Annotated in this window: 16 protein-coding genes; 10 read left to right on the top strand and 6 right to left on the bottom strand. The window is 66.9% G+C overall.

Going from position 1 to position 13,717, the window contains the following annotated elements; all coding sequences use genetic code 11:
- Nucleotides 1-99: 99 nt before the first annotated feature.
- Entirely contained in the window at nucleotides 100-1,158 is a 1,059-nt protein-coding gene (locus tag ACJ7C5_RS14445; protein ID WP_032129891.1) for an NAD(P)-dependent alcohol dehydrogenase, read from the bottom strand.
- 107 nt (nucleotides 1,159-1,265) lie between these two features.
- On the opposite strand from ACJ7C5_RS14445, the gene ACJ7C5_RS14440 reads away from it, so the two are divergent.
- On the top strand, nucleotides 1,266-2,150 hold the full coding sequence (locus ACJ7C5_RS14440) for a LysR family transcriptional regulator (RefSeq protein ID WP_412704280.1): 885 nt from the start codon (nucleotides 1,266-1,268) through the stop codon (nucleotides 2,148-2,150).
- Between the two features lie 110 nt (nucleotides 2,151-2,260).
- Here ACJ7C5_RS14440 and ACJ7C5_RS14435 read toward each other — a convergent pair whose 3' ends face one another.
- Nucleotides 2,261-2,914, bottom strand: coding sequence for a TetR/AcrR family transcriptional regulator (locus tag ACJ7C5_RS14435; protein WP_412704279.1), 654 nt, complete (start codon nucleotides 2,912-2,914; stop codon nucleotides 2,261-2,263).
- An 86-nt stretch (nucleotides 2,915-3,000) separates the two neighbouring features.
- Between ACJ7C5_RS14435 and ACJ7C5_RS14430 the strand changes: the two genes are divergently transcribed.
- Complete coding sequence (locus ACJ7C5_RS14430; RefSeq protein WP_412704278.1) at nucleotides 3,001-3,696, top strand: DAPG hydrolase family protein; 696 nt, start codon at nucleotides 3,001-3,003, stop codon at nucleotides 3,694-3,696.
- Between the two features lie 12 nt (nucleotides 3,697-3,708).
- Here ACJ7C5_RS14430 and ACJ7C5_RS14425 read toward each other — a convergent pair whose 3' ends face one another.
- Nucleotides 3,709-4,125: a VOC family protein gene (locus ACJ7C5_RS14425; protein WP_412704277.1), complete on the bottom strand. Its 417-nt coding sequence runs from the start codon at nucleotides 4,123-4,125 to the stop codon at nucleotides 3,709-3,711.
- A 114-nt stretch (nucleotides 4,126-4,239) separates the two neighbouring features.
- Here ACJ7C5_RS14425 and ACJ7C5_RS14420 point away from each other — a divergent pair, with 114 nt between their 5' ends.
- On the top strand, nucleotides 4,240-4,797 hold the full coding sequence (locus ACJ7C5_RS14420; protein WP_097048907.1) for a hypothetical protein: 558 nt from the start codon (nucleotides 4,240-4,242) through the stop codon (nucleotides 4,795-4,797).
- A 64-nt stretch (nucleotides 4,798-4,861) separates the two neighbouring features.
- On the top strand, nucleotides 4,862-5,404 hold the full coding sequence (locus ACJ7C5_RS14415; protein ID WP_125430669.1) for a hypothetical protein: 543 nt from the start codon (nucleotides 4,862-4,864) through the stop codon (nucleotides 5,402-5,404).
- A 46-nt stretch (nucleotides 5,405-5,450) separates the two neighbouring features.
- Here the strand turns inward: ACJ7C5_RS14415 and ACJ7C5_RS14410 are convergent, their stop codons facing one another.
- Complete coding sequence (locus ACJ7C5_RS14410; protein ID WP_412704276.1) at nucleotides 5,451-6,554, bottom strand: alkene reductase; 1,104 nt, start codon at nucleotides 6,552-6,554, stop codon at nucleotides 5,451-5,453.
- Between the two features lie 128 nt (nucleotides 6,555-6,682).
- Here ACJ7C5_RS14410 and ACJ7C5_RS14405 point away from each other — a divergent pair, with 128 nt between their 5' ends.
- The 5 genes from ACJ7C5_RS14405 to ACJ7C5_RS14385 all read left to right on the top strand — a co-directional run bounded on the left by ACJ7C5_RS14405 (nucleotide 6,683) and on the right by ACJ7C5_RS14385 (nucleotide 11,583).
- On the top strand, nucleotides 6,683-7,591 hold the full coding sequence (locus tag ACJ7C5_RS14405; RefSeq protein WP_412704275.1) for a LysR family transcriptional regulator: 909 nt from the start codon (nucleotides 6,683-6,685) through the stop codon (nucleotides 7,589-7,591).
- Nucleotides 7,592-7,661: 70 nt separating this feature from the next.
- Entirely contained in the window at nucleotides 7,662-7,937 is a 276-nt protein-coding gene (frmR, locus tag ACJ7C5_RS14400) for a formaldehyde-responsive transcriptional repressor FrmR (protein WP_005411009.1), read from the top strand.
- Between the two features lie 58 nt (nucleotides 7,938-7,995).
- Nucleotides 7,996-9,105 carry an S-(hydroxymethyl)glutathione dehydrogenase/class III alcohol dehydrogenase gene (locus ACJ7C5_RS14395; protein WP_094002141.1) on the top strand — a complete coding sequence of 370 codons (1,110 nt, stop codon included), beginning with the start codon at nucleotides 7,996-7,998 and terminating at the stop codon, nucleotides 9,103-9,105.
- A gap of 50 nt (nucleotides 9,106-9,155) precedes the next feature.
- A complete protein-coding gene (gene fghA, locus ACJ7C5_RS14390) occupies nucleotides 9,156-9,986 on the top strand; it encodes an S-formylglutathione hydrolase (protein ID WP_412704274.1) in 831 nt (276 codons plus the stop codon).
- 148 nt (nucleotides 9,987-10,134) lie between these two features.
- On the top strand, nucleotides 10,135-11,583 hold the full coding sequence (locus ACJ7C5_RS14385) for a GGDEF domain-containing protein (RefSeq protein WP_412704273.1): 1,449 nt from the start codon (nucleotides 10,135-10,137) through the stop codon (nucleotides 11,581-11,583).
- Between the two features lie 54 nt (nucleotides 11,584-11,637).
- Here ACJ7C5_RS14385 and ACJ7C5_RS14380 read toward each other — a convergent pair whose 3' ends face one another.
- On the bottom strand, nucleotides 11,638-12,108 hold the full coding sequence (locus tag ACJ7C5_RS14380) for a hypothetical protein (RefSeq protein ID WP_088027083.1): 471 nt from the start codon (nucleotides 12,106-12,108) through the stop codon (nucleotides 11,638-11,640).
- A 5-nt stretch (nucleotides 12,109-12,113) separates the two neighbouring features.
- Nucleotides 12,114-12,560: a universal stress protein gene (locus ACJ7C5_RS14375; RefSeq protein ID WP_088027082.1), complete on the bottom strand. Its 447-nt coding sequence runs from the start codon at nucleotides 12,558-12,560 to the stop codon at nucleotides 12,114-12,116.
- 141 nt (nucleotides 12,561-12,701) lie between these two features.
- Between ACJ7C5_RS14375 and ACJ7C5_RS14370 the strand changes: the two genes are divergently transcribed.
- The gene (locus ACJ7C5_RS14370) at nucleotides 12,702-13,619 is read left to right on the top strand and encodes a LysR family transcriptional regulator (RefSeq protein WP_412704272.1); all 918 of its coding nucleotides are present in this window, start codon (nucleotides 12,702-12,704) and stop codon (nucleotides 13,617-13,619) included.
- Nucleotides 13,620-13,717: the final 98 nt, after the last annotated feature.

Below are 13,717 nucleotides of genomic sequence, written 5' to 3'. Positions count from 1 at the left end.
ACCGCTTCGCTCGCCGGGCATGGCCCGGCGGACGGGCCGTGCAACGCAAACAAGAAACCCCGGCAATGCCGGGGTTCTTCGTTCACCGCTGCCGATCGATCAGGCGGCGTTCTTCATCGTCGCCATGTCGATCACGAAGCGGTAGCGCACATCGTTCTTCGCCATGCGTTCCCAGGCTTCGTTGACGTTCTTGATATCGATCATCTCGACGTCGCTGACGATGCCGTGCTCGGCACAGAAGTCCATCATTTCCTGGGTTTCGGCCATGCCGCCGATCGCCGAGCCGGTCAGGTGCTTGCGGCCGAAGATCACGCTGCCGCCGGTCAGCGGCGGGTCCAGTTCGGTCAGCACGCCGACCAGACACATGGTGGCCTCGCGCTTGAGCAGGCCCATGTACGGGTTGGTGTCATGGCCGACCGGGATGGTGTTGAGCAGGAAGTCGAAGCTGCCCGCATGCGCCTTCATCTGCGCGGCATCGCGCGAGACCAGCACTTCATCGGCGCCCAGGCGCTTGGCATCGGCACCCTTTTCCGGCGTGGTGGTGATCATCACCACGTGCGCGCCGAGCGCCTTGGCGAACTTCACGCCCATGTGGCCGAGGCCTCCGAGGCCGATCACGCCGACCTTCTGGCCCGGGCCGACCTTCCAGTGGCGCAGCGGCGACCAGGTGGTGATGCCGGCGCACAGCAGCGGCGCGGCCGCCTTCAGGTCGAGGGTCTCGGACACCTTCACCACGAAGCGCTGCTCGACCACCACGTGGTCGGAATAGCCGCCGTAGGTCGGCGCACCGCTTTCGCGTTCACGGCCGTTGTAGGTCCAGGTCGCGCCTTCGGCGCAGTACTGCTCCAGGTCGTGCTCGCAGGCGTCGCAGTGGCGGCACGAGTCGACCATGCAGCCGACGCCTGCGTGGTCGCCGACCTTGAAGCGGGTGACGTTGCTGCCGACCTCGGTGACGCGGCCGATGATCTCGTGGCCCGGCACCATCGGGTAGATCGAGCCACCCCAGTCGTCGCGGGCCTGGTGCAGGTCGGAGTGGCAGATGCCGCTGTAGAGGATCTCGATGCGCACATCGTCCGGGCCGACCGCGCGGCGTTCGAACTCATACGGGATCAGCGGGTCGGTATGTGAATGGGCGGCGTAACCACGGGCGAGGGACATGGGGAATCCTTGGCAGGGTTTGTCGAAAGGCGTTTTACAATACGCCCCGTACCCAGCGGCAAGAAGCCCGGATATCGGCATGATTCATCAAGTGAAACTGCACAATCATGGCCACTGACAACCTCTCCCACCTGGCCGCGTTCGCGGCGGTTGCCCGCCACCGCAGCTTCCGCCGCGCCGGCGCCGAGCTGGCGCTGTCGACCTCGGCGGTGAGCTATGCGATCCGCGCCCTGGAAGAACGCCTGGGCGTAGGCCTGTTCCATCGCACCACCCGCAGCGTGGCACTGACCGAGGCCGGGCAGCGCCTGCTCGAGCGCCTGCAACCGGCACTGGGGCAGGTGCACGACGCGCTGGAGGAAATGAACCAGTTCCGCGCCGTCCCGGCCGGCCTGCTGCGCATCAACGCCACCCGCGCGGCGGTGTCGACCCAGCTGGGGCCGCGGCTGGCGCGCTTCCTGCGCGCCCATCCGGACGTGCGGGTGGAACTGACCGAGAACGACGGCCTGGTCGACATCGTCGCCGAGGGTTACGACGCCGGCGTGCGCCTGCATGAGTTCGTGCCCGAGGACATGGTGGCGGTGCCGATGGGGCCACCGCTGCGCGGGCTGATTGTCGGCTCGCCGGACTACCTGCGGCGGCACCCGGCGCCACAGCATCCGCGCGATCTCGCTGCACACGAATGCATCCGCTTCCGCTTCGCCAGCGGGCATCTGTACAAATGGCAGTTCGAGCGCGGTGTGCAGGCGCTGGAGATTGACGTGCCCGGACGGCTGACGCTGGGCGAACAGGGCACCGTGGTTGGCGCGGTGCTCGATGGCATCGGCCTGGCCTACGTGCTGGAAGATACCGCGCGGCCGTACATCGAATCGGGGCAGATGGTGGCGGTGCTGGAAGACTGGAGCGAACCGTTCGCCGGCTTCGCGCTGTATTACCCGAAGCAGCGACAGATGCCCGGTGCGCTGCGCGCGTTCGTGGATATGCTGCGCGAGTGAGTTGCTGCAGGAGTGCCGACCAACGGTCGGCACTCACCTGGGGCAGGCCATTGCCGACCAACGGATCGGGATCGGCCGGTAGATCCACGCCATGCGTGGATGGAGCAACCTTACGCCCCCTGCAGCACCGGCCCCAACAACACCACGCACTCACGTAGATGTACCTCTACTGGCGCATCCTCGGCTACCACGCCGATCACGCGTTCGCGCAGCGGTTCGGCCACGGCCATCGCCAACACCAGCCGCGCCATGCGCGCCGGGTCTCCCTCGCGCAGCAGCCCACGCTGCTGCTGCCGCGCCAGCCAGTCGGCCAGCAGCGCACGGCCGCGTTCGATGCCGTTGTCCAGATAGGCCTGCAGCAGCGCGTCCTTGCCGGGAAAGTCGGTGGCCAACAGGCGGAATACCTGCACCGCCTGCGCCGACAGCGCCTGCGCACATACCGCTTGCAGGATGTCCTGCAACAGTGGCACGACCTCTTCGGCATCGCGCGCATCACGCTGCAGCTGCGGCGCGAAGCCGTCGGTCCACTCGCGCACTGCCAACCCGACCAGTTCCTCACGGTTGCTGGCGTGGCGGTACACAGTCTTCTTCGCAACCCCGGCATGTGCTGCCACCGCTTCGATGGTGGTGGCCTCGTAACCCTGTGCCAGAAGCAGTTCCAGCGTGGCCTGCAGCACGGCGTGGCGGACTTCGGCTTCCGGTCGCGCCGGGCGGCCGCGGCGGCGGGTTGGCGTTGTGGGCTCGGGCAGGGTGGTGCTGTTCATTGCGACCATCTTACCGCATTTGGTTAATTGCGAAACGTTGAGCGTTTCCGTATTGTCAGACCTCCCAAACCCGCAGGAAACCCCCGATGGATACCGCTGTGAACGCCCGCGCCTGGCTGGACCACCACGATCTGCTGGACCCGGCGCCGATGCACCTGGAAACCGGCATCCAGCGCCGCGAAGACGGCACCCTGCTGGTGGCGGTGCGCACCGATCTGCACGGCTGCAAGGGCCGCATGCTGGACTGGTGGTTCACCTTCTTCGAGACCACCCAGCACATCCGCTGGTGGCATCCGGTCGACCATGTCGAGCATCGCGGCTGGGACGCGGCCTGGCAGCGCGGGCGCAGCTACCACGGCGCCAGCATCCATGCGGTGGAATCGCTCGCTGACATTCCGCCGGTGGCGGCGCGCCTGAAGTTCCATGACCCGCGCACGTTGCTGGTGCCCGAGCGCCTGCAGGTGGCACAGGATGCAGGCGATGTATCGGCGGTGATCGCCGCGCGCATCGGCTTCGGCGACCACGTGCGCCTGGATGCAAACGGTGATCCCTGCGACGGGCAGATGCTGCACGTGGCGCGAGATACGCCGTTTGGCTGTGTGCTGCGCAGCCGCTTCGTGCTCGGCCTGGACAGCACCGATCCGCACCGCGATGCCGGCGATGCGGTCGGCCTGGGCCTGCTCAGGCACTGCTACACGGAGTTCAGTTTCCTCTCGCGCCTGCTGCCGTCGCTGTACTACGGCGAGCGCGCCAACGGCGAAGCGGTGCCGTTGCCGTGGTGAACGGCGCAACGGTCATTCGACCAGCGCGTCGTAGCCTTCGCCACTGAACTGGATCAGGCAGAAGCCGTGGCCGAACGGATCGGCCAGCACGGCGATGCGTCCCCAGCGACGCTCGCGCACCGGCTGTTCGAGCGTCGCCCCGGCCGCAATCGCACGTGCCAGTGCGGCCTCGATGTCATCCACCACCCAGTCCAGGTGCAGCGGCGTCCAGTGACGCTCGTAGTCGCGTACGTCGCCATCCTCGGTGGCGGCGCTGCCGGCCTCGTTCTGCAGCAGGTACAACGGCGTTGGCCCGCCGAGCAGTTCCACGGCCTCCGGCCCGAGACGGCGGCCGATCCGCAGGCCGAAGGCTTCGATGTAGAAGGCCTCAGCGGCAGCAAGATCGGGTACGTCGAGGTTGACGATGAACGAAGTGGTGACGGAGTTCATGGGGACTTTCGTCATGTTGTTGGGCACGGATGGACGTTCTAGGATCGAACTGTAGTTCAGGATCGGAGTGCCCCCGTCGTTGCGACCGGTGGCCTCGTTGCCAGGGAGAATTCCATGCGGGATCTGGAAGTGGAAGCGCGCGTACGCACGCTTGAGCAACGGGCAGGCCGATGGGGCTGGCTGCTGGTGGCAACGCCCGTCCTGTTGGTATCGATCGTGCTGGCCGGTCGCGGTGTTGCCAGCCCGGAGGCCGGCATCGTTCCCGAGATTCGCACCCAACGCCTGATCGTGCTTGATCAGGAAGGACGCAAGCGGGTGGAGATCGGTGAGGACGCGCCGGACCTGGACATCAAGCGCAACGCCCGGGTGGCGGGGTTGATCATCTTCGATGGCAATGAACAGGAGCGTGGAGGCATGGTCACGGCCGACGATGGCAGTGCCACGGTTGCCCTGGATGCGCCGCGCGGCGTTGGCTATCGCGTGTCAGATCGGGCTGGAATGAAAGTGGGAGCGGACGGTTCGGCGCTTATCGGTGTCCTGTCCAACGCCGGGGGTTTTGCCGCCAGGCTGGTCGCGCAGGGCGCGGAAGGACAGCTGGAGCTGAGCCGCATGGAGTCCGCCGAAGGCGGCGCATCCACCCGTGTGATCCACGTGGACGCTGATGGCAAGTGACGGAGCAACAACCACAGACTCAAACAGGGAGCGCAACATGCATGAACAGGATATAGCCCTACGCTTGGAACGCCTGGAACACCGGCTGCGCCGCAGGAATCTGCTTGCTGCCTCGATGTTCGCGCTGGGCGCATCGTTGGCCCTGATCGGGACCAGCGTGGCCACGCCCGATGCCAGCGTGGTGCCGGAGATCCGTACCTACAAGCTGACCGTGCTCGACAGTGAAGGGCGCACGCGCGTGCAGATTGCCGAGGATGCCAGTGACATTGCCCGCAACTCACGCGCAACGGGCATGACCATCTACGATGCGAAGGGCGATGAGCGCGGTGGCATCGGCACCATGGCCAACGGCAGCGCGGTAATGGCCTTGGATGCGCCGGTTGGCGTGGGATACAAGGTTCGCGATCGGGCGGGCATGAGAGTCGCGCCCGATGGCACTGCCGTGATCACAGCACTGTCCAACGAGGGCAGCTTTGCCGCCAGCCTGGTGGCGCAGGGCAACCAGGGGCGGCTTGAGCTGAGTCGCAAGGACTCGGCCAGGGGCGAGATCAGCACCCGTGTGCTGACCTTTGATTCGGACTCGACCAAGGTAGAGAAGGCGCCGTGATGTGTACGGTGGCGAAGGGTGCGTCGCATCCACGCATGCTGTGGATCTATGGCGCGCGCGGGTAGTCGAGATAGCCTGCTTCGCCACCACCGTAATAGGTGGTGCGGTCGGGCGTGGCCAGCGCGACGTCGTGCTGCAGGCGCTCGACCAGATCCGGGTTGGCGATGAACGGCTGGCCGAATGCGGCCAGGTCGATGGTGCCGGCCTCGACCAGCTGCAGGGCACGCGCGCGGGTCATGCCGCCGGCCAGGATCACGGTGCCACCGTAGGCCTGCTTGAACTGCCGCAGGAAGGCCTCGCCCAGCACTGACTGCCCCGCCTGCAGGTTGTCATTGAGGTGCACATAGGCCAGCCCGCGCTTGCCCAGTTCCTTGGCCAGGTACAGGTAGGTGGCTTCGTTGTCGGGGTAGAACGGCATGTCGAAGGTGAGGTTGTTCGGTGCCAGGCGCACGCCGATGCGGTGGGCGCCGATGCGCTGGGCCATCGCGTCGACGGTTTCCAGGATCAATCGCGCACGGTTCGGCAATGAGCCGCCATAGCGGTCTTCGCGCTGGTTGATGAGCGGGTTGAGGAACTGCTCGAACAGGTAACCGTTGGCGGCATGCAGCTCGATACCGTCGAAGCCGGCAGCAATGGCGTTGTCCGCCCCGCGTACGAAGTCGTCGATGATGCCGGGCATCTCCGCGGTCTGCAGTGCACGTGCCGGAGTGGGATCGGCATGGCCACGGCTGCCATCGGCCAGGTACACGAACGAGGTGTTCTTCGGCGCGCTGGCGACCGGGCGCGTACCCGCGCTGACCGGTTGCCCACCCTCAGGCTGCAGCGAGGCATGCGACATGCGGCCCACATGCCAGAGCTGGGCGAAGATCGTGCCCTGCGCGGCATGCACGGCCTCGGTGACGAGCTTCCAGCCCGCCACCTGTTCGTCGGACCAGATGCCCGGCACGTCGATGTAGCCCTGGCCCTGCGGCGAGACCGGCGTGCCTTCGCTGATGATCAGGCCGGCGCTGGCGCGTTGCCGGTAGTACCGCGCGGTGAGCGCGTTGGCGATCGAGCCGGGATTGCGGGCGCGGGTCATCGGCGCCATCGCGATGCGGTTGCGCAGGGCGGTGCCTGCCAGGTCGAAGGGGTGGAACAGGGCGGCGGTCATGTCGGTCATCTCGGTGCGGGGGAGAGGCGCCAGCGGCGCGATGTACACAGGATGGAGTTGACATACGGGCGCATAAAGCGCTTCGATCTCCCTTCGTGCGGGACTATTTGTCCCCAATGTGGGGTGAGATGATGCTGCCGCTGGAATCCTTGAATGGCCTGGTGACGTTCGTCACGACCGCACGCTCGGGCAGCTTCACCGAGGCGGCAGACGCGCTGGGCATCTCGCGCTCGGCGGTGGGCAAGGCCATCGCCCGGCTGGAAACGCGACTGGGTGTGCGCCTGTTCCATCGCACTACACGGCGCATCGCACTGACCACCGATGGCGAGGCGTACTACGCGTCGTGTGCGGCCGCGCTGGAAGAAATCTCCGCTGCAGAGGCCTGCCTGGGGTCGGCCGGCCTGCCCAGTGGGCGGCTGCGCATCGACATGCCATCCTCGTTCGGGCGGCTGGTGGTGCTGCCGGTGCTGTTGCGCCTGTGCCGGCAGTACCCGGACCTGCAGCTGACGATGACCTTCACCGATCACTTCGTCGATCCCGTCGAGGAAGGCATCGACCTGCTGATCCGTTTCGGTGGGCTGCACCAGGCAGAGCATCTGGTTGCGCGGCGGCTGGGCCGCCAACGCCTGGTCACCTGCGCATCGCCGGAGTACCTGCAGGCGCACGGTGTGCCGGCTACCGTCGAGGAACTGGCGCAGCACCGCAGCATCGTCGGTTTCCGTCATGGCCAGCCGGTCTGGTGGCGGATCGGCAGCGAGGATGACGAAGGGACATTCATCCCGAATGCGCCGTATCAGCTCAATGACGGCGACGCGGTGATTGAAGCGGCCATTGCCGGTCTCGGTATCTGCCAGATGCCGGAGTCGCTGGTACGTCGTCATCTGCAATCCGGTGCGCTGCAATCGGTGCTGGATGCGCACATGCAACGGCACATCGACATCCACGCGCTGTGGCCGCCGACGCGTCATCTGCGGCCGAAGGTGCGCTACGTGGTGGATGAACTGACGCGGTTGGCGGGCGAGGGATTGTTCGATTGAGCCGACCGGGATTGAGTCCGTGGCTTCGGCTTGTATACTATCCCCCAGTATAGTTCCGAGTGGCCCCGCCATGCCGCACTCCCCCGAAGAGAAGAAGAAGGTCCTGGCCCGCGTGCGCCGCATCCGTGGCCAGTGCGATGCGTTGGACCGCGCGCTGGAAGCCGGTGCCGACTGCGGGCCGGTGTTGCAGCAGATCGCCGCCATCCGTGGCGCGGTCAACGGCCTGATGTCCGAGGTGATGGAGGCCCATCTGCGCGAGGAGTTCGGCCAACCCGCGGCCTCCGACGAACAACGCGCCGAACGCGTGCGCGACATGAGCGCGTTGATCCGCTCGTACCTGAAATAAACGACGGCGCAACATTGCGCCGCCCATCCTGTTACCGCCTGTCTTTGGAGAAGCCACCATGAAGTCCCGTGCCGCCGTCGCCTTTGGTCCCGGCCAGCCGCTGCAGATCGTCGAGATCGACGTCGCCCCGCCGAAGGCCGGCGAAGTGCTGGTCAAGATCACCCACACCGGTGTCTGCCACACCGATGCGTTCACCCTGTCCGGCGACGATCCGGAAGGCCTGTTCCCGGTGGTGCTGGGCCATGAAGGCGCCGGCATCGTGGTGGAGGTGGGCGAGGGCGTGACCAGCGTCAAGCCGGGCGACCACGTGATTCCGCTGTACACCGCCGAGTGCGGCGAGTGCCTGTTCTGCAAGAGCGGCAAGACCAACCTGTGCGTGTCGGTGCGTGCCACCCAGGGCAAGGGCGTGATGCCCGACGGCACCAGCCGCTTCAGCTACAACGGCGAGCCGCTGTACCACTACATGGGCTGCTCGACCTTCAGCGAGTACACCGTGGTGGCCGAAGTCTCGCTGGCGAAGATCAATCCGGAAGCCAACCCGGAGCACGTGTGCCTGCTTGGCTGCGGTGTCACCACCGGCATCGGCGCGGTGCACAATACCGCCAAGGTGCAGGAAGGCGACAGCGTGGCCGTGTTCGGCCTGGGCGGCATCGGCCTGGCGGTGATCCAGGGCGCGCGCCAGGCCAAGGCCGGCCGCATCATCGCGGTGGATACGAATCCGTCCAAGTTCGAGCTGGCCCGCGAATTCGGCGCCACCGACTGCATCAACCCGAAGGACTTCGACAAGCCGATCCAGCAGGTCATCGTCGAGATGACCACCTGGGGCGTGGACCACAGCTTCGAGTGCATCGGCAACGTCAACGTGATGCGCGCGGCGCTGGAATGCGCGCACCGTGGCTGGGGCCAGAGCGTGGTGATCGGCGTGGCCGGTTCGGGCCAGGAGATCTCCACCCGTCCGTTCCAGCTGGTGACCGGCCGCAAGTGGATGGGCACCGCCTTCGGTGGTGTGAAGGGCCGCAGCCAGCTGCCGGGCATGGTGGAAGACGCGATGAAGGGCGATATCGAACTTGCGCCGTTCGTCACCCACACCATGGACCTGGACAAGATCAACGAAGCCTTCGACCTGATGCATGAAGGCAAGTCGATCCGTTCGGTGGTCCACTACTGAGCCACGCCGGGCGGCAGGCTGCTGTGCCTGCCGCCCCTCGGGAGGAACCCATGGAACGCATTGAACACCGGGCCTGTTTCGGCGGCTGGCAGGACATCTACCGCCATCATTCCACTACGCTGGGCTGCGACATGCAGTTCGCCGTGTACCTGCCGCCGCAGGCGGAAACTCAGAAGCTGCCGGTGCTGTACTGGCTGAGCGGCCTGACCTGCACCGAGCAGAACTTCATCACCAAGGCCGGCGCACAGCGCTACGCCGCCGAACACGGTGTGATCATCGTCGCGCCTGATAGCAGCCCGCGCGGTGATGACGTGGCCGATGCCGAAGGCTACGACCTGGGCAAGGGGGCAGGGTTCTACCTCAACGCCACCCGTGCACCGTGGGCGAAGCACTACCGCATGCACGACTATGCGGCGCAGGAACTGCCGGCGCTGATCGAGGCGAACTTCGCGGTGACCGATGCGCGCGCGATCAGTGGCCACTCGATGGGCGGCCATGGCGCGCTGGTGATCGCCCTGCGCAATCCGGGGCGCTATCGCAGCGTGTCGGCGTTCTCGCCGATCGTCGCGCCCAGCCACGTGCCGTGGGGGCAGAAGGCCTTCCATGCCTATCTGGGTGACAACCCGGCCGACTGGGCGCAATGGGATGCCTGCGAGCTGATCGCCGTGGCCGATGAGCGCCTGCCGCTGCTGGTTGACCAGGGTGAGGCGGACGAGTTCCTGCAGACCCAGCTGCAGCCGCAGCGCCTGCAGCAGGCCTGCGACGCGGCCAGCCACCCGTTGACCCTGCGCCTGCGGCCGGGCTACGACCACAGCTACTACTTCATCGCCAGCTTTATTGGCGAGCACATCGCCCACCACGCCCGCGCCCTGCACGGCTGACGCACCCGAAAAAAGGGGACGGAGGGGATTAAGTCGCTTTTGCCGCCGTGCCGCAAACGACTTAATCCCCTCCGTCCCCTTTTTTTACGTGGCCGTGGCGGGGGCGGGGCTATCGTGTGCGCATACGGCCTTGCGGATCGGGGGAAGCATGCCGGTAGTAGTGCTGGCGCTGCTGTATGTGCTGTGCCATGGCCTGGTGCTGACCCTGTGGCCGGGCCCCGCCGGGGGCGGGTCGTTCGTGTTCCTGACCGGTGCACCGTTGCTGGCTGCGGGCGCCTGCCTGTGGCGGGCGCGCCGCGACCGGGCGGCCCTGGGCTGGCGCGCCACCGCGCTGGCGCTGCTGCTGTGGGCGGGCGGCATGGCCTCCAACATGGTCGACGCGCTGGGGGCTGGCCGCGCCGATATCACCCCGCAGGCAAGCCTGTTCCTGTACGTCCTGTACGGCGTGCCGCTGGTGTTCATCCTCGCCCGCGCGCGCCGCGAGCGAATGAGCATCAGCCTGATCGATGCGGCGATGGCGGCGCTGCTGGGCGTGCTGTTCTTCGTGCATACGCAATCGTTCGCCGCCCGGATCGACATCGATGATTCGGCGATGGCCAGCATGCAGCGCATGTTCGATATCCAGAATCTGTGCATCGCCGGGTTCGCGGTGGTGCGCTGGCTGGCCGTTGATGTGCCCGAGCGGCGCAGCTTCTTCCGCGCGTTGGCGCTTTACGCGCTGGCTTACCTGCTGGTGGCGTACTACATCAACCATTACACCTCGGAAGATTCCTTTGGCGCCTACAACGATCTGCTGATCGATCTGCCGTTCCTGTTGCTGGCGCTGCTGGCACTGAGCCACACGCCGCTGCCGGCTGCCCTGCCGCATCCGCGGCTGGCACGCACGGTGCAGGCGGCCGGGCCGATGATCCTGCCATTGCTGCTGCTGGTGGTCGGTACCCTGGTGGTCGACCATGCACGGCCACTGGCGGTCAGTGGGTTCGTGGTGGCCACGCTGGGTTTCGGCGTGCGCAGCATCCTGCTGCAGGTGGACCTGATGGAACGGCAGGCATCGCTGGATCAGCTGGCACGGCAGGATGGCCTGACCGGCGTGGCCAACCGGAGAGAGTTCGATGCACTGCTGCTGGCGGAATGGAACCGGGCGCGCCGAAGCGGCAGCGAGCTGGGCCTGCTGTTGCTGGACATCGACCACTTCAAGGTCTTCAACGACCGCCACGGACATCCGGCTGGGGACCGCTGCCTGCAGGCCGTGGCCACGGTACTGAAGATCAGCGCCGGCCGCGCCGGTGACAGCGTTGCCCGTTACGGCGGCGAGGAGTTTGCGGTGATCGTGCCCGGAAGCCCACTGTCGGGCGTGCTGGCGCTCGCCGAACGCCTGCGAGAGGCGGTGGCGGCGCTGCCACTGCCGGAAGGGTCGGTCAGTGTCAGCATCGGCGTGGCCTACCTGCACCCGCCGGCTCTGGCCAGCGCCGATCAGTTGCTGGCGGATGCCGATGCAGGGCTGTATGCCGCCAAGCGGGCCGGTCGCAACCAGGTGATCCTGCATGCGCATTTGCTCGATGACGAAGGCAGTGCGCACGGCAGGATGGATTGCTGAGCGTGCCAGGTGCCCGGTCCCTCTGCGTGATTGCGCACGGGCGGCGCGGCCGGGTCAGCGCTGCCGCAACCAGCCAGTGGGATCGAGCAGCCTCAGTCCGACCGGTGACAACGAGCGCTGCCGCAACGGCAGGTTTGCGGCCTGCACGGCCATCGCACAGCGCGCCAGCTGCCGGCGCAACGGTGCCAGTGTGTCGTCTTCGCGCGGGCGTGCATGCCGCCACTGGGCAATGCGCAGCAGACAGACCAGCAGGTCCAGTTCGCTGGCGGCAATGAAGGGAGAGCCGGCGGGCAGCAGATCGATGGGAGCAGCGGGCGCGGCCAGCAATGGCAGCAGGGCGACGAACGCATCGCGGCCCTCGCGGTCCAGACCCAGGTGGCTCAAGCCGGCCAGCCCTTCGGGCTGCAGCATAGGGTCACGCAGCTGGCGTATCGCCGCCAGCAGCGCCTGCTCGCCACGGCCGAACTGGCGGCCGAAGGCACGGTAACTGACCCGGGTGGGAAACAACGGGGAACGGGAGGCCATGGCAGCTAGGGTTGTGGATCGCGGGTTTCCACCAGCACCGGACAGGGCGCGTGGTCGATGGTCCATTGCCCGATCGAGGGTTCGAACAGGCGTTCCAGGCGGGACAGGTGGCGGTGGCCGATCACGATCAGGTCGCACTTCAGGCGCCGGGCCTGCTCGCTGATCACTTCGCCCGGGTCGCCGGAGGGAATCTGCGCGATGGCGTCGACGCCGCGCTCGCGCAGCTCGGCCAGGGCTTCGGCCAGCACCGCTTCGGCCCGCGAGCGCTGGCGGGCGGCTTCCGGGTACTCGATGCGGTCGGCGTCGCTGGCATCGGCGGCCAGCGCGAATTCGGGGTCGAGCACGCACAGCAGGTGCAGGCGGCTGCGCGGGCCTGCGATGGCGGCGGCCAGGTCCAGCACGCGTGCGTGCTGGGGGCCGCCGTCCAGGGCGACCAGCAGGGTAGTGAACATGGATGTCTCCTTGGCAGGCCGGGGATGGTCGCCGATGTCACCGCGCGCACCCATGCCGTGCGCGGCAGTCAATGAATGCGTATAACGCAATCCACGAAGGTTACACGTGTCGTAGAGTCATCTGATTTACTGGAGACTGTCATGCCCCTGCCGGACCTGAACCTGTTGCTGGCACTGGACGTGCTGATTGACGAATGCAGCGTGGCCGCCGCCGCGCGTCGGATGAACCTGAGCGCGCCGGCGATGAGCCGCACCCTGGGCCGGATCCGCGTGGCGCTGGGCGACCCGGTGCTGGTGCGCGCAGGTCGCGGGTTGGCACCGACACCGCGGGCCCTGCAGCTGCGCGAGCAGGTGCGCGACGTCATCGAACAGGCCCACCGTGTTTTCCATGCGGGCCGCGAGATCGACGTGGGTACCCTGGAGCGCACCTTCAACGTGCGTGCCAACGATGTCTTCATCGGTGGCTTTGGCGGTCGCCTGCGCGAGATATTCCGCCAGCAGGCACCGCGCGCGGTGCTGCGCTTCGTGCCCGAGGGCGATACCGATGACGATGCGATGGCGCAGGGCCGGATCGATCTGTACATCAGCACCGCCGGCAAGCACGCACCCGACACCAAGGTGCAGAACCTGTTCAGTACCTCGTTCATGGGGGCTGCACGCGAGGACCATCCGTTGTTCGATGGCGAGATCAGTGCCGAGCGCTTTGCCGCCTGCGACCACATTGCGGTGTCGCGCCGCGGCCTGCCACGCGGCCCGATCGATGACGACCTGGCCACGCTCGGCCTGCAGCGGCGGGTGGCACTGATCAGCCCGACCTTCCACGGTGCGATCTTCGCGGCGGCCGAATCGGATCTGATCCTGCCGCAGATGCCGAGCGTGATGCTGGAGCGGATCGTCAGCATGCGCCTGCCGCTGCGCCTGTTCCCGCTGCCGATCCCGGTGCGCACCGCCGCCATCGTGCAGGCCTGGCACCCGCGGCTGGACAACGATGCTGCGCACCAGTGGCTGCGCCGCTCGATCAAGACCATGTGCGAAAGCGTCGAGGGCATCCGCCGCTGAGGTTCCGGGCGTGCGCCCAACGCACGCCTGCGATGCTGGCAACGCCATTTTTTGCACGCTACCGGCTCCCTAGACTGCGCTCCCCGGAGTTTCACTGA

The sequence above is a fragment of the Nocardiopsis yanglingensis genome, assembly GCF_045809185.1.
GTDB lineage: Bacteria > Pseudomonadota > Gammaproteobacteria > Xanthomonadales > Xanthomonadaceae > Stenotrophomonas > Stenotrophomonas yanglingensis.
This window is presented reverse-complemented; position numbering and strand designations above follow the sequence as displayed.